General features: G+C 72.3%; 19 protein-coding genes and 1 riboswitch. Of the genes, 11 read left to right on the forward strand and 8 right to left on the reverse strand.

The window, feature by feature from the left end:
- Window positions 1-42: 42 nt before the first annotated feature.
- The 3 genes from QIS96_RS04205 to QIS96_RS04215 form a co-directional block, all read right to left on the reverse strand.
- Window positions 43-444, reverse strand: a complete 402-nt coding sequence (locus tag QIS96_RS04205) for a DUF3040 domain-containing protein (RefSeq protein WP_282540974.1) — start codon at window positions 442-444, stop codon at window positions 43-45.
- A 332-nt stretch (window positions 445-776) separates the two neighbouring features.
- Entirely contained in the window at window positions 777-1,538 is a 762-nt protein-coding gene (locus tag QIS96_RS04210) for a methyltransferase (RefSeq protein ID WP_282540975.1), read from the reverse strand.
- A 192-nt stretch (window positions 1,539-1,730) separates the two neighbouring features.
- Window positions 1,731-2,258: an SAV_6107 family HEPN domain-containing protein gene (locus QIS96_RS04215; protein WP_282540976.1), complete on the reverse strand. Its 528-nt coding sequence runs from the start codon at window positions 2,256-2,258 to the stop codon at window positions 1,731-1,733.
- 200 nt (window positions 2,259-2,458) lie between these two features.
- On the opposite strand from QIS96_RS04215, the gene QIS96_RS04220 reads away from it, so the two are divergent.
- The 5 genes from QIS96_RS04220 to QIS96_RS04240 all read left to right on the forward strand — a co-directional run bounded on the left by QIS96_RS04220 (window position 2,459) and on the right by QIS96_RS04240 (window position 8,608).
- Window positions 2,459-3,298, forward strand: coding sequence for an ATP-binding cassette domain-containing protein (locus QIS96_RS04220; RefSeq protein WP_282540977.1), 840 nt, complete (start codon window positions 2,459-2,461; stop codon window positions 3,296-3,298).
- The gene (locus QIS96_RS04225; RefSeq protein WP_282540978.1) at window positions 3,270-5,354 is read left to right on the forward strand and encodes a YhgE/Pip domain-containing protein; all 2,085 of its coding nucleotides are present in this window, start codon (window positions 3,270-3,272) and stop codon (window positions 5,352-5,354) included. Before QIS96_RS04220 ends, QIS96_RS04225 begins: the two co-directional genes overlap by 29 nt.
- A 71-nt stretch (window positions 5,355-5,425) precedes the next feature.
- A complete protein-coding gene (locus tag QIS96_RS04230) occupies window positions 5,426-6,040 on the forward strand; it encodes a TetR/AcrR family transcriptional regulator (protein WP_282540979.1) in 615 nt (204 codons plus the stop codon).
- A gap of 406 nt (window positions 6,041-6,446) precedes the next feature.
- Complete coding sequence (locus QIS96_RS04235) at window positions 6,447-7,061, forward strand: DUF4126 domain-containing protein (RefSeq protein WP_282540980.1); 615 nt, start codon at window positions 6,447-6,449, stop codon at window positions 7,059-7,061.
- A gap of 65 nt (window positions 7,062-7,126) precedes the next feature.
- The gene (locus QIS96_RS04240; protein ID WP_282540981.1) at window positions 7,127-8,608 is read left to right on the forward strand and encodes a phytoene desaturase family protein; all 1,482 of its coding nucleotides are present in this window, start codon (window positions 7,127-7,129) and stop codon (window positions 8,606-8,608) included.
- Between the two features lie 83 nt (window positions 8,609-8,691).
- Here the strand turns inward: QIS96_RS04240 and QIS96_RS04245 are convergent, their stop codons facing one another.
- From QIS96_RS04245 to QIS96_RS04265, 5 genes are all read right to left on the reverse strand, one after another.
- Window positions 8,692-9,690, reverse strand: a complete 999-nt coding sequence (locus QIS96_RS04245; protein WP_282540982.1) for a hypothetical protein — start codon at window positions 9,688-9,690, stop codon at window positions 8,692-8,694.
- Window positions 9,691-9,755: 65 nt separating this feature from the next.
- Window positions 9,756-10,679 carry a methylenetetrahydrofolate reductase [NAD(P)H] gene (gene metF, locus QIS96_RS04250; RefSeq protein WP_282540983.1) on the reverse strand — a complete coding sequence of 308 codons (924 nt, stop codon included), beginning with the start codon at window positions 10,677-10,679 and terminating at the stop codon, window positions 9,756-9,758.
- Window positions 10,680-10,842: 163 nt separating this feature from the next.
- Window positions 10,843-11,496 carry a thiamine phosphate synthase gene (gene thiE, locus QIS96_RS04255; RefSeq protein ID WP_282540984.1) on the reverse strand — a complete coding sequence of 218 codons (654 nt, stop codon included), beginning with the start codon at window positions 11,494-11,496 and terminating at the stop codon, window positions 10,843-10,845.
- A 161-nt stretch (window positions 11,497-11,657) separates the two neighbouring features.
- On the reverse strand, window positions 11,658-12,023 hold the full coding sequence (locus QIS96_RS04260) for an Rv2175c family DNA-binding protein (protein WP_282540985.1): 366 nt from the start codon (window positions 12,021-12,023) through the stop codon (window positions 11,658-11,660).
- 186 nt (window positions 12,024-12,209) lie between these two features.
- Window positions 12,210-13,394, reverse strand: coding sequence for an NAD(P)/FAD-dependent oxidoreductase (locus tag QIS96_RS04265; protein ID WP_408907124.1), 1,185 nt, complete (start codon window positions 13,392-13,394; stop codon window positions 12,210-12,212).
- A gap of 226 nt (window positions 13,395-13,620) precedes the next feature.
- Window positions 13,621-13,732, forward strand: a riboswitch (TPP riboswitch).
- On the opposite strand from QIS96_RS04265, the gene thiO reads away from it, so the two are divergent.
- The 6 genes from thiO to QIS96_RS04295 all read left to right on the forward strand — a co-directional run bounded on the left by thiO (window position 13,730) and on the right by QIS96_RS04295 (window position 19,580).
- Window positions 13,730-14,893, forward strand: a complete 1,164-nt coding sequence (gene thiO, locus QIS96_RS04270) for a glycine oxidase ThiO (protein WP_282540986.1) — start codon at window positions 13,730-13,732, stop codon at window positions 14,891-14,893. It overlaps the preceding riboswitch by 3 nt.
- Window positions 14,890-15,102, forward strand: coding sequence for a sulfur carrier protein ThiS (thiS, locus tag QIS96_RS04275; protein ID WP_282540987.1), 213 nt, complete (start codon window positions 14,890-14,892; stop codon window positions 15,100-15,102). Before thiO ends, thiS begins: the two co-directional genes overlap by 4 nt.
- Window positions 15,103-15,105: 3 nt before the next feature.
- Window positions 15,106-15,900 carry a thiazole synthase gene (locus tag QIS96_RS04280; protein ID WP_282540988.1) on the forward strand — a complete coding sequence of 265 codons (795 nt, stop codon included), beginning with the start codon at window positions 15,106-15,108 and terminating at the stop codon, window positions 15,898-15,900.
- 130 nt (window positions 15,901-16,030) lie between these two features.
- On the forward strand, window positions 16,031-17,989 hold the full coding sequence (pknB, locus tag QIS96_RS04285) for a Stk1 family PASTA domain-containing Ser/Thr kinase (RefSeq protein ID WP_282540989.1): 1,959 nt from the start codon (window positions 16,031-16,033) through the stop codon (window positions 17,987-17,989).
- A gap of 35 nt (window positions 17,990-18,024) precedes the next feature.
- Complete coding sequence (locus QIS96_RS04290) at window positions 18,025-18,906, forward strand: deoxyribonuclease IV (protein ID WP_349017363.1); 882 nt, start codon at window positions 18,025-18,027, stop codon at window positions 18,904-18,906.
- An 89-nt stretch (window positions 18,907-18,995) separates the two neighbouring features.
- Complete coding sequence (locus QIS96_RS04295; RefSeq protein ID WP_282540990.1) at window positions 18,996-19,580, forward strand: DUF4396 domain-containing protein; 585 nt, start codon at window positions 18,996-18,998, stop codon at window positions 19,578-19,580.
- The last annotated feature ends 18 nt before the right edge of the window (window positions 19,581-19,598 follow it).

A 19,598-nucleotide genomic window follows, 5' to 3' on the forward strand; every position in this document is an offset into this window, starting at 1 on the left:
CCCGGAACCGGGATGTCTCAGTGAGTCAAAGGCATGAAAGGCTCAGCGACCTTCTTCGTCTCGACGGCGCTGCCACCGCTGCTCGATCCGTTCCATCATCGAGCGGCGCTGTTTGCCCTGACGGCGGCCGGCCTTGCCGGGCGCCGCACCAGGAGCCGCCTGCTCACCTGGCTTGGGCGCCTTACGCCAACCGGTCACAGCGAGAACGGCACAGCCGAGCATCACGAGGAAGCCCACGACGCTGATCCAGATCTGCTGGGCGACCATGCCGGCCATGAGGAGCGCGATACCCACCAGGAATCCGGCAACTGCCTGGTAGACCCGTCGACGGGTATGTGTACGCAGCCCGCTTCCCTCAAGCGCTGTCGCGAACTTGGGATCTTCGGCGTACAGCGCTCGCTCCATTTGCTCGAGCATTCGCTGCTCGTGCTCCGAGAGCGGCACGGAGTCCTCCTCATCGTGCAGTCGCCGGGGCGACCGGGGGTCCCCTTCAGGATAGGCAGGGAATCGCCCCCGTGAAACCCGCCCCTCTACGCCAATTCGCCTTCCGGGCCCGTCATGGAGGTCCGGCCATGCTGAAGCTTGCATTCCCCAGCGGCCGATCCGTCATGCCGGACGGTGTCCCTCGATCATACGGGGCGAAGCGCCCGATCGGGGGTCCTGTGGCGTACTCCATCTGCGGCTGCGGCGCTGATCAGCGCCGCAGTTCGCGTTCCGAGGGCTTCGCGGGCCGGGGGCGGTGACGCTCGGCGACCGCACCGCTCGGTCCGCGGAGGCTATTCGGCGACCTTCTCGGCCAGTACGTGCAGCTGCGTGGCGACCGAGTGGAACGCGGGCTGCTCGGCGGCGGCGGCCTCCAGCTTCAGCAGCGCGTCGAGGGCGCCCGGCTCGGTGTCGACAAGGACTCCGGGGACGAGGTCGGCGAAGACCCGCACGCCGTGCACCGCGCCGATGCGCAGGCCGCAGTCGGTGACGAGCCCGGTGAGCTGCTCGGCGGTGAAGCGGCGCGGGACGGGGTCGCCCTCGCCCCAGCGGCCGTCCGGGTCGGTGAGCGCTTCCCGGGCCTCGGTGAAGTGGCCGGCGAGGGCCCGAGCGAGCACGGCGCCGCCGAGGCCCGCGGCGAGCAGGCTGAGCGCGCCGGTCTCGCGCAGGGCGCCGACGACGTTGCGCACGCCCTCGGCCGCGTCGTCCACGTACTCCAGGACTCCGTGGCAGAGCACCACGTCGTAGTCGCCGCGACCGACGACGTCGAACAGGCCGTGCGCGTCGCCCTGGACGCCGCGGACCTGGTCGGCGACCCCGGCCTCGGCCGCCCTGCGCTCCAGTGCGAACAGGGCGTTGGGGCTGGGGTCGACGACCGTGACGCGGTGTCCGAGGCGGGCCACGGGCACGGCGAAGTTACCGCTGCCGCCGCCGGTGTCCAGGACGTCGAGCGACTCCCGTCCCGTCGCCTTGGCCTGACGGTCCAGGGCGTCCTTCAGGACCTCCCAGACCACGGCGGTACGGAGAGAAGCGCGGGGGCGCATCGGGTCCGACACGGCAGTTGACTCCTCGGCGCGGCACCGCCTCTTGTCGGCGGAGCGATGGATGGCTCACCCGGCCTCACGTGGGGTGCAAGGCGCAGGTGGTACCACCCTATTGCCTCCTGACCACTCTCCCGTCATCTGCTCCGGGGCGGCTCGGCCGCCCAGGTCGTAGGCCCGGTGTTTGCGTCTCTTACGCCTGGCTCCTCACCCCGCGTCCGGGCGGTCCTGGCGGGGCTGGGGCAGGGCGGGCTGGAGGACGAGCATGCGCTCGACGAGGCGCAGGAACATCGCCACGTCGCGCAGCAGGTCGTCCGCGTCGCGGGTGGTCGCGGCGCCCTGGATGCCCGCCTCGGCGCGGGCTCGGCGGCGGGCGCCGGAGGCGAACAGGGCGCTCCACTCGGTGAGTTCGGGCGCTATCTCGGGGAGCACTTCCCAAGCGCTCCTGATCCGCTGGCGTTTGCGCGGGTTGGTCTCCGGGCGCCCGCGGGCCGCGAGGACGGCGGCGGCGGTGCGCAGGGCGGCGAGGTGGGCGGCTGCGTAGCGCTCGTTGGGGGTTTCCAGGGTGACCGCGTCGTCGAGTCCTGTGCGGGCCTGGCCCAGCAGGTCGAGTGCGGCCGGTGGGGCCGTCGTCCGGCGCAGCACGGGGTGGATGTCGCTCGCCGGACCGTTCAGTGAGGGGGCAGGGCCGGTGGTGCGGCGCCGGCGTGCGGCGGCTGCGGAAGAGCTGGCCATGACGAACCTCCTGTCGTCGTATGACGGCGCATAAGTAGCCGTATGACCCCATCGTGAAGTACGCCACTGACAATCGGCCCTGACCTGGGGTTTTGGCTCGATCAGGGGTTCGGGTACGGGAGTTGGCCGCCCTGGGAGTGCGACTGCTACTGTTTCTGCACTGACCAGTCAGTTCAAAAGAGTTGCGAGGGGGAAGGTCTGTGGAGAGCCCACACGGGGCGCCCCGCGGCATAGCCGTCACAGCCGAGGACTTCGGCCTCGAGGGCCCGCGCGGCTGGGCGTTCCGCGGTGTCCGTATCGACGCGGAGCCCGGCGCCCTGATCGCCGTCGAGGGCCCGTCCGGCTCCGGCCGCACCTGCCTGCTGCTCGCCCTCACCGGGCGGATGCGGCCCACGGCGGGGCACGCGGCGGTCGGCCGGATGCGACTGCCCAAGCAGATGTCGGCCGTACGGAGAGTCAGCGCGCTCGGCCCGGTGCCGGGGGTGACCGACCTCGACCCGGCGCTGACCGTGCGCGAGCAGATCCATGAACGCGCCCTGCTCCAGCGGCGGTTCGGCGGCTCGCTGCGCTCGCTCATGCGGCCGCGGTCCGAGCGCAGGCAGTCCACGGAGCGACGTGTCGAGGACGCGCTGGCCGCCGCCGGGCTCGATCTGGACGCGCTGTCCAAGGGCCCCCGCACCTCCGTACGGGACCTGGAGCGGCTCGAGGCGCTGCGGCTTTCCGTGGCGCTCGCGCTGATCGGTGAGCCGCGGCTGCTCGGCGTCGACGACGTCGACCTGAAGCTGTCGGACGCCGAGCGGGCCGAGGCGTGGGACCTGCTGCGGTCGGTTGCCGAATCCGGCACCACCGTCGTCGCGGTGTGCAGCGAGGCGCCCGAAGGGGCGGTCGTGGTGTCCACCGTGCCCGCGGCGGACGGCCCCGACGAGGAAGAGACCGCCGAGACCGCAGGTGCCGAGCACTGCGGCGAGACGGAAGAGACGGAAGAGACCAAAGAGACGAAGGGGGCGGCTGATGCGTTCGCCGAGACTGGCCGCGCTTGAGCTGAGGCGGTTCGGCAGGGGCAAGCTGCCCCGCGCGGCGCTCGTCGCGCTGCTGCTGCTTCCGCTGCTGTACGGGGCGCTGTACCTGTGGTCGTTCTGGGACCCGTACAGCAGGCTCGACAAGATCCCCGTGGCGCTCGTCAACGACGACAAGGGCGCGACGGCCGACGGCAAGAAGATCTCCGCGGGCGACTCGATCACCGAGGGCCTGCGGGACAGCGACACCTTCCAGTGGCACGAGGTGAGCGCCGACGAGGCGCGCAAGGGCGTCGAGGACGGCACGTACTACCTGTCCCTGACCATGCCGAAGGACTTCAGCGAGCGGATCGCGTCCAGTTCGGGTGACGCGCCGGAGACGAGCGCGCTGCGGGTGCGCACGAACGACGCCAACAACTACATCGTCGGGCAGATCTCGCGGACGGTGTTCTCCGAGGTGCGCACCGCGGCCTCGACCGACGCGTCGCGCAGTTTCCTCGACAAGATCTTCATCTCGTTCTCAGACATCCACGGCAAGACCAAGGAGGCCGCTGAGGGCGCGGACAAGCTCAAGGAGGGCGCAGGGAAGGCCAAGAAGGGCGCGAAGCAGCTCGCGGACGGCCTCAAGGACGCCAAGAACGGCAGCACTGAACTCTCAGGCGGAATCAAGCGCTTGGACAAGGGCGCCGGTGAACTGGAGCGCGGCGCGGGCCAGGTGGCCGACGGCACGCAGCTCCTCGCCGACAAGGTGAACGCGGGCGCCGACAAGGTACGGCCGTTCCTGAAGGACAACGGGCAGACCATCGGCGACACCGCGCGGCTCGTGTCCGACTCGACCACGGTCGTGCGCCGGCACCTGGACGACCTCGCGGCGGCGGCCCCGGGCGCGGCCGCGGAGTCCCGCAAGGCCTCCGAGCGGCTCGACTCGGTGTACGCCTCGCTCTGCGAGAACGCCACCCTGCCGAGCCCGCACTGCCCCGCCCTCAAGGACGCCAAGGAGGCGGCGGCCACCACGGCCCGTATCGCCGGCGACCTCGACCAGGTCGTCAAGGACTACGACGGCGACATCGCCCGCCTCGACGGGCATCTCGCCAAGCTGCAGAAGCAGGCCGACGACCTGGCCGAGCGGGCCCCGCACCTCGACGAGGACCTTGACGACGCGGTCGCCAAGATCAACAAGCTGAACAGCGGCGCCCAGGAGGTCGCCAAGGGCGCGGGCAAGCTGCACACCGGCCTCGGCACCGCCAAGACCGGCGCCGCCGACCTGGCCAGCGGCGTGGGCCGCCTAAAGACGGGCGCGAACGACCTCAACGGCGGCATGTTCAAGCTGGTCGACGGCTCGGGCGAGCTCGCGGGCGGCCTGCACGACGGTGTCGCCAAGATCCCGGACTACGGCAAGCAGGACCGGGACGAGCGCACCGAGGTGATGGCCGACCCGGTCCAGCTCGCCTCGCAGTCGCTGCACAAGGCGCCCAACTACGGCACCGGTTTCGCCCCGTACTTCATCCCGCTGTCGCTGTGGGTGGGCGCGATGGTCGCGTACATGCTGATCCAGCCGATGAACCGGCGGGCCCTCGCGGCCGGCGCCTCGGCCTGGCGGATCGCGCTCGCGGGCTGGCTGCCGGTGGCGGCGCTCGGGGCGCTGCAGGTGGCCGCGCTGATGTCGGTGCTGCACTGGGGGCTCGGCCTGGAGATGGCGAGGGCGGCCGGCACGGTCGGCTTCCTGTTCCTCGTCACCGGCTGCTTCGCGGCGATCATCCAGTGGCTGAACGCCCGCTTCGGGGCGGCGGGCCGGATCCTGGTCCTCGCGGTGCTGATGCTGCAGCTGACGTCGGCGGGCGGCACCTACCCGGTGCAGACCAGCCCGGCCTTCTTCAACGCCATCCACCCGTTCCTGCCGATGAGTTACGTCGTGGAGTCGCTGCGCATCCTCATCAGCGGCGGCGGCCTCGGCCCGGTGTGGCAGGCGTGCGCGGTGCTGCTCGCCTTCACGCTCGGGGCGCTCGCGCTCACTGCGCTGTCCGCCCGGCGCAAGCAGGTGTGGACCCTGGACCGCCTGCACCCGGAACTGAGCCTGTGAGCGCGGTGAGCGGTGCGCGAAGCGCTGCACGACCTGTGAGAAGCAGTGCACGACCTGTGAGAATCAGAACCATGGAAAGCAGCAGCACACGGCGTCAAGCCACCCGGGCCAAGCTCTACGAAGCGGCCGTCACGCTCATCGCCGAAAAGGGCTTCTCCGCGACCACGGTCGACGAGATCGCGGAGCGGGCCGGAGTCGCGAAGGGCACGGTCTACTACAACTTCGCGAGCAAGGCCGAGCTCTTCGAGGAGCTGCTGCGACACGGCGTGGGCCTGCTCACCGCCTCGCTCAAGGAGGCTGCCGAGCGGACCGCCGCCGAGGGCGGCAGCAAGGTGGACGCTCTGGACCGGATGATCCGCGCGGGGCTCGTCTTCATCGACACCTATCCGGCGTTCACCCAGCTCTACGTGGCAGAGCTGTGGCGCACCAACAGGGCCTGGCAGTCCACCTTGATGGTGGTCAGGCAGCAGGCCGTCGCGGTGGTCGAGGACGTGCTGCGCGAGGGGGTCGAGGGCGGCGAGCTGAGCCCGGAGATCGACATTCCGCTCACCGCGGCGGCGCTCGTCGGCATGGTCCTGGTCGCCGCCCTGGACTGGCAGGCGTTCCAGCCGGAGCGGACCATCGACGATGTCCACTCCGCGCTCTCCCGGCTTCTGCAGGGACGGGTCGGGGGCACGCGCGCGTAGCGGGTGTTTTAGGCGGGCGACCGCAGCTCCGGTTTCCGGAAGCTGAAATCCCGTACACGCGCGGGAGCCTCGTCTGAAATCCCGTACACGCGCGGGAGCCAGGAGTTCAAATCCCGTACATGCGCGGGCACATGAAAGCGCCGGTCCGTGAGGCTCGATCCCCCCGAGCCTCACGGAGCCGGCGCGTCCCCCGTGTCGTCCCCCGTTCACGGCCGGGGTGCCGCACCGTTCCGCCGCCCCGTGTCGGCGGTGCCGGCGCTGCGCCCCTTCCGTGCCCCCTACTCTTCCGTCTGCGCAGGTCGGAGCCCATCCGCACAGCTACTCATCTCGCCGTCTGAGTACGGATACTCAGGCCTGAGTGATCGGCCCCAACCCGTCGGCCTCCGCTCTGGTTACGATCGCGTCCGTGTCCGTACTCCCCCTTGTCTTCACGAGCGGCTGGGCCAGCGGCATCAACGCCTACGCGGTGGTGCTCCTGCTCGGCGTCTTCGGTGCGACCGGTCTGACCGACGACGTGCCCGAGGCGCTGCAGCGCGCCGACGTGCTGTGCGTCGCCGGACTGCTGTTCCTCTGCGAGGCGGTGGCCGACAAGATCCCGTACGTCGACTCCGTCTGGGACGCGGTGCACACCGTGATCCGGCCGGTCTCGGGCGCGGTGGTCGGGGCCCTGCTCGCCGGGCAGAGCGGCTCGCTCGGCGATCTGGCGGCCGGGGCGATCGGCGGCTCCACGGCGCTCGCGAGCCATGCCGTGAAGGCCGGGACACGGATGGCGATCAACACCTCGCCCGAGCCCGCGAGCAACATCGTGGTGAGCGTGGCCGAGGACCTGGGCGTCGGCGGCATCGTCACGTTCGCGATGTTCTATCCGGAGGCCGCGGCGGTCGTCGCCGCGGTGCTGCTCCTGATCGGCTTGCTGGTACTGGCGTTCGTCGCGCACCGGATCCGCCGCTTCCTGCGCCGCAGGGCCCAACGACGCGAGGAGAAGCGCCTCGCGGAGCGCACGGCCGCCCCACCGGGCTGACCTCGCCCGCCAGGGCCGGCAGGCGGCCGGAGGCGTTGTCAGTGGCGGCCGATAAAGTCCCTGGCATGGCACGGATTGCGGTGATCGGCGCCGGCATGGGCGCGATGGCGGCCGCTGCCCGGCTGGCCGTTGCAGGCCACCGGGTGGCGGTGTTCGAGCGGACCGAGACGTACGGCGGCGAGGTCCGCAGCTTCGCGCGCGACGGCTTCGCGTTCGACACGGGCCCCGGCCTGCTCCCCCTCCCTGCGGTCTACCGCGACCTGTTCGTGAAGACCGGGAAGCAGCCCCTGGAGGAGTGCGTCCAGCTCGTCCAGGTCGACCCGGCGGTGCGGCACGTCTTCGCGGACGGCACATCCGTGGCGCTGCCGAACGTCTCGCGGGCGGGCGTGGTCGAGGCGCTCGACGCCGCGTTCGGCGCCCCTGCGGGCGAACGCTGGGGCGCGTTCCTCAACCGCGCGCGCGACACCTGGGACCGCTGCCGCCGCCCCCTGCTGGAAGAACCCCTGTGGCCCAACTGGGAGGTGCTGGCCGAGCGCGACCCGTATCCGGCGGTGCGCAAGAGCGGGCTGCTGCGGCGCAGACCGCCCACCTTCGCCGAGGTGACCCGACGCGAGCTGGCGGAGCGCCATCTGGTCGCGCTGGTCGAGAGCGCCCTGCTGGCGCACGGCCTCGATCCGCGTACGACTCCGGCGAGCGCGGCCGTCCTGCCGTACATGGAGCAGGCCTTCGGCACCTGGTATGTCCTGGGCGGCACAAGGGAGTTGGCGCGCGCGGTGTACGAGCGGTGCCTTGCCCGGAAGGTGGAGTTCAGCTTCGGCGCGGAGGTCGTCTCGGTCGTCGAGAAGGACGGCCGCGCGGCGGGCGTGGAGCTGGCCGACGGCACGCGCGCGGAGGCGGACCACGTGGTGGCGGGCATCGATCCGCTGCGGCTGCAGGAGCTCACCGCCCACCGGCTGCAGGCCGAGGGGGACGTGCGCCCGGCCGAGGGCAGGGAGCGCAGCGGCGCCCGGTTCACGGTGCTGCTCGCGCTGCGCGGCGCCCGGGAGGCCGGCGCGGTGCACCGCACGGTGGTGCACCCGGCCGACAGGAAGGCCGAGTTGGACGCCCTCGCCACCGGCCCCGGCGCCGGGGTGCGGCCGACGGTCACGGTGCTCCGCCCCGGCGATCCGGCGCTCGTGCCCGACGCCGAGCACGAGTCGGTGGCGCTCTCCGCGGTGGCCCCGTCGCCGGAGGTCCTCGCCGATCCGGCCGGAGTGCAGGCGTACGCGGACCAGTTGGTGTCGGCCGCCGAGTCGGCGGTGCCGGGCCTGCGGGAGCGGATCGTCTGGCGTGAAGTGCCGGACGGCCCGCCCGCGTTCGCCGCGCACCCGGCCCTCGCGGGCGCGGACGGACGGTTCCTGTACCCGTCCAACTCGACGCGGCTGCCGGGCCTGCATCTCGTCGGCGGCGCGGCCCACCCCGGCGGCGGACTGCCGCACTCCGGAATGTCCGGGGCGCTGGTCGCCGGACTCATCGTCGAAGGGCCGGAGTTCCGCGGCTCGCAGTGAGCCCGATGCGGAACTCCGGCCCTCCGGAGCCGAGTTGACGGCCGCAAGCCGCCCGCCGTGCAGGCGCGGACGGCCGCTGCGCCTCAGTAGCGGTACGGCTGCTGCTCGTTGTAGCCCGCGTCGTACCCGCCCTGGTTCTCGTACGGGTAGGGCTGCTCGGGCGGCAGATCGGCGCCGCCCTGCAGCTCGTCGCCGGTGCGCTGCTGCGGCACCCAGACGCCGCCGGGCGGGGTGTCCGAGGGATAGCCCGCGGCGTAGGGGTCCTGGTAGGCGGCGTCGTAGCCCGGCTGTGCCTGCTGGCCAGCGTACGTGTCGTACTCGCCGTAGCCCGCCTGGCTGCCGATGTACGGGTCCGAGTAGGCCGCGTACTGCTGCTGGTTGTCGTACGCGTAGTTCTGCTGGTCGTGCGGGGCGTTCTGGTCGAAACCGCCCGTGCCGTACGCGTCGTAGCCGAAGTCGCCGGGGCCTGCGGGGGCCGCGGCGGGCGGGGGCGGGAAGGACGAGTCCTGGTAGACGCCGTACTGGCCGGTCTCGTCGGGGAGCGGCTCCGGGGCGTACACCGGTGCCTGCTGCGGGGGTTCAGGGGCGGTGAAGCCCTGCGGCCCGCCGGCCCCGAACTCCGGTGCCGCGCCGGGGAAGTCCGGGCCCTGGGCTGCGGGGAAAGGCTGGGTCTCGTCCGGGAAGGGCTGAGCCGCGGCCGGATTCTGGAAGGGCTGGGCCGCGGCCGGGTCCGGGGCGTACGCCGCGTCGTACTCCAGGTCCGAGACCTGCAGGGTCGGGTCCTGGGCGTCGAGGCCCTCGACCTTGCGGCGGCGGCTCGCGCCGGGGCTGCCGCCGATCGCCCAGCCCGTGGAGAAGCCGCGGCGGAACGAGAGCGTCACATAGGTCTGGCCGACCGCGAACGTCGCGGCGCCGGCGCCGATGACCCAGATCGACGGCATAAGGACACCGACGACCACGCCGAGGAATCCGACGAAGGCGAGCAGCCGCCAGCGCAGCCGCGCCTTGTACTGCAGCAGCACTTCGCCCAACAACCACAGCGCGACGATTCCGAACGCGATGTAGAGGACCGTCCAGCCCATGTACGCCCCTCTCCTGCGGCCGTCCCGCCCCGCCCCGGTTCGGGCAGGGGGGCCACGGCCTGGTCTCAGGCCTGCTGTGGGTCGTGCAGGCCCAGGTTCTCGTAGATCTCCAGCGTCGCAGCGGAGTTGTTCATGGTGATGAAGTGCAGACCGGGCACTCCCTCGGACAGCAGCCGAGCGCTGAACTCCGTCGCGAACTCGATGCCAATGGAGCGTACAGCCGCCGGATCGTCCTGTGCCGCGAGGATGCGGTCTTTCACATCCTTCGGGAAGACGGCGTTGCTCAGTTCGGCGAAGCGCGTCAACTGCTTGACGTTCGTGACCGGCACGATCTCCGGAATGATCGGGGTTTCGCAACCCGCTGCGGCCACCTTGTCGCGCAGCCGCAGATACGCATCCGCGTCGAAGAACATCTGCGTGATGGCGTAGTCCGCGCCCGCACGGCACTTGTCGATGAAGTGCCGGACGTCGGTGTCCCAGTCGTCGGAGCGCGGGTGCATCTCCGGGAACGCCGCGACGCCCACGCAGAAGTCGCCCGAGTTCTTGATCAGCTGCACGAGTTCGGCCGCGTACGTCAGGCCCTGCGGGTGCGGGACCCAGTCGCCCATCGGGTCGCCCGGCGGGTCGCCGCGGACCGCGAGGATGTTCCTGATCCCGGCGTCCGCGTACTGCCCGATGATGTTGCGCAGCTCGGCGATGGAGTGGTTGACCGCGGTGAGGTGGGCGACCGGCGTGAGCGTCGTGTCGGCGACGATCTGCTGCGCGCCCTTCACCGTGCCGGCACGGGTGGAACCGCCCGCTCCGTAGGTCACGGAGATGAAGTCCGGGGCCATCGCCTCGACCCGGCGCAGCGAGTTCCACAGGTTCCGCTCGCCCTTGGGGGACTTCGGCGCGAAGAACTCGAAGGAGTAGGTGGTCTTTCCGGTCGCGAGCATGTCGCGCACGGTGCGCGCGCGGTCCATCCGGGTGGAAGCAGTGCCTAGGGCCATACGGGCAGGTTACTCAGGGGTTCTCGGCACCCCAACCAAAGCAGGGGAATTTGTCCGCAATGTCCGCTTGCCGTCCACCTATCGGACAGTTGTGCAGCTGATCCAGCCATACGGCATCACCGACCGCCACCCCTCGGGGGTACGGAGGCCTCGAAGACCTCGCTCAGCTCGCCGCTTCGCGCAGTCTGCTCGCGAAGTGGGCGGCCGCTGCGCGCGGGTCGTCCGCCTCGGTGATCGCGCGTACGACGACCACGCGGCGGGCGCCGGCCTCGAGCACCTCGTCCAGGTTCCCGGCGTCGATCCCGCCGATCGCGAACCAGGGGCGGTCGGTGCCGAGCCCCGCCGTGTACCGCACCAGATCGAGCCCCGGGGCGTATCGGCCGGGCTTGGTCGGGGTGGGCCAGCAGGGGCCGGTGCAGAAGTAGTCCACGCCGGGCTGGACGGCGGCCGCGGCTGCCTCGGCCTCGCCGTGCGTGGAGCGGCCGATGAGCGGCTCGTCGCCGATGATGGCGCGCGCGGCCGGCACCGGCAGGTCGCCCTGGCCGAGGTGCAGGACGCCGGCCCCGATGGCGTGGGCGACGTCCGCCCGGTCGTTCACGGCGAGCAGCTTGCCGTGCCGCTTGCAGGCGTCGGCGAAGACCTGGAGGTGCTCCAACTCCTCGCCGGCCTCCATGCCCTTGTCCCGCAGCTGCACGATGTCGACGCCGCCGGCGAGCGCCGCGTCCAGGAACTCGGGCAGGTCGCCCTGTGCCTTGCGGGCGTCGGTGCACAGATACAGCCGGGCGTCGGCGAGGGCCTCGCGGGGTGTGCGGGACATGGAAGAACTCCCCCGTCTCGGTGGCGTACGGACCGCGCTTCGGTGGCGTACGGACCAGGTTTGGGCGGCGTACGGGCCACGGCGGTGCCGTGGCCCGTACGCCTTCGGATGCTCGGTTCGCACGGGCTTCTCGTTTCAGGCGAGGCGCCCGGTTTCTCGGATCAGACGGCGAGCGCCTGAGCGCGGCGCTTTACTTCCGTGCCGCGATTCTCGCTCAGGGCCTGCGCCGGGGTGCCCGGCAGGGTCGGGTCGGGGGTGAAGAGCCACTCCAGCATCTCTTCGTCGTTGAAGCCGTCGTCCCGCAGGAGCGTCAGGGTGCCGTGGAGGCCCTTGACGACCTTGTCCTCGTCGATGAAGGCGGCGGGCACGTGCAGTGCCCTGTTCTCGCCGCGGCGCACGGCGATCAGCTGGCCTTCCTTGACGAGCTGCCGGACGCGCGTCACCTCGACGCCGAGGAGCTCGGCGATCTCGGGGAGGTTGAGCCAGGCAGGGACGAGAGCATCGATCTTTGCGTCAATCTCGGTCACAGGGACAAGCGTGCCATCCCGCACTGACAGTCGGTACCCGGCACCTCCGACACGGGGCCCGCGAGCCGCCCGACCAGGTGCGACCGGGCCGGTCCGACCTGTCGGGCCGGGGCCCGGACCTTCGTCGAGGCCGCGCCGGCCCGTCCGCCAGACCCCTGCGTCAGGCCTTCGCCTCAGGACCCAGCCTCAGACCTTCGCCGACTTCAGCGGAACGGCCGGGTCCGCGACCCGTTCGGGGTCGAGCGCCGCCCCGGACTCGATCAGCTTGCGGCCCTGCGCGAGATCCCGCGGCCGGCCGACCGCGAGCAGCCCGACCAGGGCCCCCTCGCGCAGCCAGCACACCGACCAGGCGGGGCTCTGCGGGTCGCCGCGCCACAAGGTCGCGTCGGCGTCGCCGTGGTCGCCCGCGTACTGCACGAAGCGGCCGAACTGCTCGGACCAGAAGTAGGGCACGGGATCGTACGGGGCGGGCTCGGCGCCGAGGATGTGCGCCGCGACCGTGCGCGGGCCCTGCAGGGCGTTGTCCCAGTGGTGCACGAGCAGCCGCCGGCCGTAGCGGGCCGAGGGGAAGGAGGCGCAGTCGCCGACCGCGTAGACGTCGGGGGCCGAGGTGCGCAGCGAGGCGTCCGCGACCACCGCGCCGTCGGGTCCGGTCGCGATGCCGGAGCCGGCGAGCCAGCCGGTGGCGGGCCGGGCGCCGATGCCGACGACGACGGCGTCCGCGGGCAGCCGGGAACCGTCGTCCAGGACGACCGCGCCGGGCTCGACGCGCTGCACGCGCGCGTGCGTACGGAGTTCGGCGCCCGCGTCGGCGTACCACTGCGCCATGGGGGCGGCGACCTCGGCGGGCAGGGCCCCGGCGAGCGGCCCGTCCGCGGCCTCGACGACGGTGACCGCGCACCCGGCGTCCCGCGCGGCGGTGGCGAACTCGGCGCCGATCCAGCCCGCGCCGACGACCACGACGGTGTGCTGCTCGGCGAGCACCGGGCGCAGCCGTTCCGCGTCGTCGAGGGTGCGCAGCAGGTGCACGCCGGGCACGCCCTCGGCGCCGGGGAGGCGGACGGGCTCGGCGCCGGTGGCGACGACCAGGGTGTCGTAGCCGATCGGGCCCCGCGCGGCGTCCAGTTCGTGGTCGGCGGGGCGCAGGCCCGTGATCTCCTCGCCGAGCCTGAGCTCCACGCCGAGCGCCTCGAAGTCGACATCGAAGGCGGAGCCCTCGGCCTTGCCGAGCAGGACCGCCTTGGAGAGCGGCGGGCGGTCGTACGGCTGGTGGGGTTCGGCGCCGATCAGCGTGATCGAACCGGTGAAGCCCTGTTCGCGCAGGGCCACGGCGGTCTGGACGCCGGCCATGCCCGCACCGACGATCACCACGCGGTGCTGCCCCTCGGGGCGCTCGCCCTGCTGTTGATCGCTCTGCCTCTGCTGCTCGCTCACCCGGCCACCATAAACAACTGACGATCAGTCAGGTACCGGTCGGAGCAGGCTCGTGACGTGACCTGTTGCACACCCGGCCCCGCCCCGAACCCGCCTCCGCGCGGCCCTCGGACCCGTATGCGCCCTTCAGTCGGGTACGGGCCGCGAGCTAGGGTGGCGGGCGTACACCACTCGCGGGAGCCCGGACGCACCGGGCTGAGAGGGAGGCTCAGCGCCTCCGACCGTACGAACCTGATCCGGGTCATGCCGGCGAAGGGAGGGGCTGGAAGCCCATGCATCCACGCACACCCACGTCCGATGTGGTCGTCCTCGGCGGCGGCGTCATCGGCCTGGTCACGGCCTGGCGGGCGGCGCAGCGGGGGCTGCGCACCGCGGTCGTCGACCCCGAGCCCGGCGGCGGTGCGGCACAGGTCGCCGCGGGCATGCTCGCCGCCGTCACCGAACTCCACTACGGCGAGCAGACGCTGCTCGCCCTGAACCTCGCCTCCGCCGCCCGCTACCCCGACTTCGCCGCCGAGCTGCAGGAGGCGAGCGGCCGGGAACTCGGCTACCGCGCGTGCGGCACCCTCGCCGTCGCGCTCGACGCCGACGACCGGGCTCACCTGCGCGAACTGCACGCCCTGCAGCGGCAGTCGGGCCTCGACTCCGAGTGGCTCTCGGGGCGCGAGTGCCGTCGCCTGGAGCCGATGCTCGCGCCGGGCGTGCGCGGGGGCCTGCGGGTCGACGGGGACCATCAGATCGACCCGCGCCGTCTGGCCGCCGCCCTGGTCACGGCGTGCGAGCGGGCCGGCGTGACGTTCCACCGGCAGTGGGCGCAGCGGCTGACCGTGACGGGCGGGCGGGCGCGCGGCGCCGTGCTCGCCGACGGCACGGAGCTCGGCGCGGACCAGGTGGTGCTCGCCGCGGGCAGCCTCAGCGGCCGCCTGGACGGCGTGCCCGAGGAGGTCCTGCCGCCGGTGCGCCCCGTCAAGGGCCAGGTGCTCCGCCTGACCGTGCCGAAGGCCTACGCCCCGTTCCTGAGCCGGACGGTGCGCGCGGTGGTCCGCGGCGGCGCTCTGTACCTGGTGCCGCGGGTCGACGGCGAGCTGGTCGTCGGCGCCACCTCGGAGGACCTCGGCTGGGACACCACGGTCACGGCGGGCGGAGTGTACGAGCTGCTGCGGGACGCGCACGAGCTGGTGCCCGGCATCACCGAGCTGCCGCTCACCGAGACCCGCGCGGGCCTGCGCCCCGGCTCCCCCGACAACGCCCCGCTGCTCGGCCCGACCGAGCTGCCGGGCCTGCACCTGGCCACCGGCCACTACCGCAACGGCGTGCTGCTGACCCCGATCACCGGTGACGCCATGGCGCACGTCCTGACCACCGGCGAACTGCCCGAAGCGGTACGCCCGTTCACGCCGCGGCGCTTCGGCGCGCGGGAGAAGCTTGCCGTATGAGCGACGCGACCGTGGTCTCCGTGAACGGCGAGGAGCGTTCCGTCGCCTCCGGCACCACCCTGGACGCCCTGGTGGCGACCGTCAGCGCCGCGCCCTCGGGCGTGGCCGCCGCCCTCAACGAAACCGTCGTCCCGCGCGGTGACTGGCCGCGCACCGCACTGGCCGAAGGGGATCGCGTCGAGATCCTCACCGCCGTCCAAGGAGGCTGAACCATGGCAGACGACCCCCTGGTCATCGGCGGTACGAGCTACTCGTCGCGACTCATCATGGGCACCGGCGGCGCACCCAGCCTGGACGTGCTCGAACGGTCCCTGGTGGCGTCCGGCACGGAGCTGACGACCGTCGCGATGCGCCGCGTCGACCCGAGCGTGAAGGGCTCGGTGCTCTCCGTCCTCGACCGGCTCGGCATCCAGGTGCTGCCCAACACGGCGGGCTGTTTCACCGCCGGCGAGGCCGTCCTGACCGCCCGCCTGGCCCGCGAGGCGCTCGGCACCGACCTGGTGAAGCTGGAGGTCATCGCGGACGAGCGGACCCTCCTGCCCGACCCGATCGAGACCCTGGAGGCGGCCGAGACGCTGGTCGACGACGGCTTCACGGTACTGCCGTACACCAACGACGACCCGGTGCTCGCCCGGAAGCTGCAGGACGTGGGCTGCGCGGCGATCATGCCGCTCGGCTCCCCCATCGGCTCCGGGCTCGGCATCCGCAACCCGCACAACTTCCAGCTGATCGTGGAGCACGCGCGCGTGCCGGTGATTCTGGACGCGGGCGCGGGCACGGCGTCGGACGCGGCGCTCGCCATGGAGCTGGGCTGCTCGGCGGTGATGCTGGCCTCGGCCGTCACACGCGCGCAGGAGCCGGTTCTGATGGCGGAGGGCATGCGGCACGCGGTGGAGGCGGGCCGGCTCGCGCACCGCGCGGGCCGCATTCCGCGCCGGCACTTCGCGGAGGCATCCTCGCCGACCGAGGGAATGGCCCGGCTCGACCCGGAACGTCCGGCCTTCTGACCCTTCGCTCCTGTTCATCCACGGGCAGTCCCGTCGCCGTGGAAACCCGCGAGTCACAGCTGTGCTGCAGTCGCGCCCGGGTTTTCCACAGGCGTTCGGGGCTGTCCGTACCCACTCGTAGACTCTCCGCGTGGACACGACCCTTCAGGACCCGCTCGTCGGGCAGGTGCTCGACGACCGCTACCGCATCGACGCGCGGGTGGCGGTAGGCGGGATGGCCACGGTCTACCGGGCCGTGGACACCCGCCTCGACCGCGTGCTCGCGCTCAAGGTGATGCACCCGACGCTGGCCGCCGACGCCTCGTTCGTGGAGCGCTTCATCCGCGAGGCCAAGTCGGTCGCGCGCCTCTCGCACCCCAATGTGGTCGGGGTCTACGACCAGGGCGCGGACGGGGCGTACGTCTACCTGGCGATGGAGTACGTAGCGGGCTGCACCCTGCGGGACGTGCTGCGCGAGCGGGGCGCCCTGCAGCCGCGGGCCGCGCTCGACATCCTGGAGCCGGCCCTGGCCGCGCTCGGCGCCGCGCACCGCGCGGGCTTCGTGCACCGCGACATGAAGCCGGAGAACGTCCTGATAGGGGACGACGGCCGGGTCAAGGTCGCCGACTTCGGCCTGGTCCGCGCGGTGGACACGGTCACCAACACCACGGGCGCCGTGCTCGGCACGGTCTCGTACCTCGCACCCGAGCAGATCGAGAACGGCACGGCGGACCCCCGGGTCGACGTCTACGCCTGCGGCGTCGTGCTCTACGAGATGCTCACCGGCGCCAAGCCGCACACCGGCGACTCCCCCGCCCAGGTCCTCTACCGCCACCTGAACGAGGACGTCCCGCCACCCTCGGCCACCGTCCCCGGTCTGCCCTTCGAGCTGGACGAGCTGACCGCCGCGGCCACGGCCCGCAACGCCGACGTACGCCCGCACGACGCGGTTGCGCTGCTCTCGCAGACCCGCCAGGCACGCGCGGCACTGACCGACGAGCAGCTGGACGCGCTGCCGCCGGGCGCCCTCACGGAGACGCACGACACCGCCGAGGACCGTACGAGCGTCATCCCGCGCGCCCTCGGCTCGGTCCCGCGCCCGCTCCCCGCCGAGCAGCAGCTGCCCGACGCGGGCGGGAACGCCGAGGACCGCCTCAACCGCACCAGCCGCCTGGAGGTGCCGCCACCGCTCGAGCCGACGCGCGCCTCCGTGGGCGGCCCCGGCAACCGGCGCCGCCCGAGCCGCGCCGTGCTGGCCCTGATCGTCGCCCTGCTGACCCTCGGGGTCGGCGCAGGCGTCTGGTACATCAACGTGGGCCAGTTCACGCGCGTGCCCGCACTGCTCACCAAGACCGAGGCGCAGGCCCGCAAGGCGCTCGCGGACGCCGGTCTCGAAGTGCGCGACGTGGAGCGGAAGTACAGCACCACGAACAAGCGCGGCACCGTGATGGCCACCGACCCGAAGGCCGGCAGCCAGATCAGGAACGACGGGCGGGTGACGCTGACCCTCTCGCTCGGTCCGCGCATCGTCGAGGTGCCCGACCTCAAGAACACCCCTCTTGAGAAGGCCAAGAACGACCTGCGGGACCGCGCGCTCGATCCGGGCATGGTCACCCGGCAGTTCTCCGACGAGGTGGAGCGGGGCGCCGTGATCAGCACGGACCCGCCGGTCGGCACAAAGACCAAGCCCGGTACGGCGGTGGCGCTCACCGTCAGCAAGGGCAGCCCGGTCGACGTCCCGAACGTCGTCGGCGACTCCCTGGAGGACGCCCGCGCCGAGCTCCAGGAGGCGGGCCTCAAGGTCGAGGTCGAGCCGGAGCGTATCTTCTCCGAGGAGGACAAGGGCACGATCGCGGTGCAGCGCCCCGGCGAGGGCGCCCAGCTCGCGCACGGCGACTCGGTGAAGCTGACGGTCTCCAAGGGTCCGGACATGGTCGAGGTCCCGGACGTGAGCGGCCTGAGCAAGGACGAGGCCAAGGCGCAGCTGGAGGCCGCGGGCTTCAAGGTGAACGTCCAGCGCTGGTTCGTCGGCGACACGGTCTGGGACCAGTCGCCCGGCGCCGGCGAGGAGGCCCCGCGGGGCACCGAGATCACCATCCGGACGCGCTGACGGGGCGGGTTCGCGCCCGTGCCACCCTGGTGGGCGTGAGCAGCACCAGCGTCAGCAAGAGAACCCGCAACCCCGTCGGCGGCCATGTCCCGGTGGCCGGCGGCCTGGCCACCGTAGGCCTGTCGTACGCCCGTGAGCTGGGGGCCGAGACCGTCCAGGTCTTCGTCGCCAACCCGCGCGGCTGGGCCACGCCCGTCGGCAACCCGAAGCAGGACGAGGAGTTCCGCGCGGCCTGCGCCGAGCAGAGCCTCCCGGCGTACGTCCACGCGCCCTACCTGATCAACTTCGGCTCGCACACCGCGGCCACCGCCGAGAAGTCGGTCGAGTCGATGCGGCACTCGCTGCGGCGCGGCCGGGAGATCGGCGCGCTCGGCGTGGTCGTGCACACCGGTTCGGCGACCGGCGGCCGGGACCGCTCGGTCGCGCTCAAGCAGGTACGCGAGACGCTGCTGCCGCTCCTGGACGAGCTGACGCACGACGACGACCCGTTCCTGCTCCTGGAGTCCACCGCCGGGCAGGGCGCCTCGCTCTGCTCGCACACCTGGGACTTCGGCCCGTACTTCGAGGCCCTGGACGCGCACCCCAAGCTCGGCGTCTGCCTGGACACCTGCCACATCTTCGCGGCGGGCCACGACCTCGCCGGGCCGAGCGGCATGCACCGGACGCTCGACCTGCTGGTGGACACGGTCGGCGAGGGGCGCCTGAAGCTGATCCACGCCAACGACTCCAAGGACGTGGTCGGCGCGCACAAGGACCGGCACGCCAACATCGGCGCCGGACACATCGGCGAGGACCCGTTCCGCGCGCTCTTCAGCCACCCGGCGACCGCCGGCGTACCGCTGGTCATCGAGACCCCGGGCGGCAAGGAGGGGCACGCGGCGGACGTGGCCCGGCTGAAGGAGCTGAGGGATCGGTAGTCCCGCGCGCACCGCTTGAGGAATACCCCAGGGGGGTATACGGTTCCTGTCAGTGGCAGGAGCCGCTACCTGACTTTGGGGGCTTACTCATGGAGCACGAGACCCACTCCGAGCACCGGGCGCACGAGGCTCACGACCACGGCCACGCGCACCACGAAAGCCACGAGACCCATACACAGCACGGGGACCACGCGCACCACGGAAGCCACGCGAACCACCAGCATCACGGTGGCGGCGGGACCAGCTGGGCGATGGCCGCCAAGGCGACGCTGCACTGCCTCACCGGGTGCGCCATCGGCGAGATCCTCGGCATGATCATCGGTACCGCGCTCGGCTGGGGCACCGCCCCGACGATGGCGCTCGCGATCGCCCTGGCCTTCTTCTTCGGCTACTCGCTGACGCTCTGGGCGGTCGTCCGGGCCGGCGTCGGCCTGCGCGCCGCGATCGGGGTGGCGCTCGCCGCGGACACCCTCTCGATCACGGTGATGGAGATCGTCGACAACGGCGTGCTGCTCGTCGTGCCCGGCGCGATGGAGGCGCATCTGTCGGACGCGCTGTTCTGGGGCGCGCTCGCCTTCGCGTTCGCGATCGCCTTCCTGGTGACCACGCCGGTGAACAAGTGGCTGATCGGCCGCGGCAAGGGCCACGCGGTGGTGCACCAGTACCACCACTGAGCACGGACAGGACCGCTG

The sequence above is a fragment of the Streptomyces cavernicola genome (genome assembly GCF_029968035.1).
GTDB lineage: Bacteria > Actinomycetota > Actinomycetes > Streptomycetales > Streptomycetaceae > Streptomyces > Streptomyces cavernicola.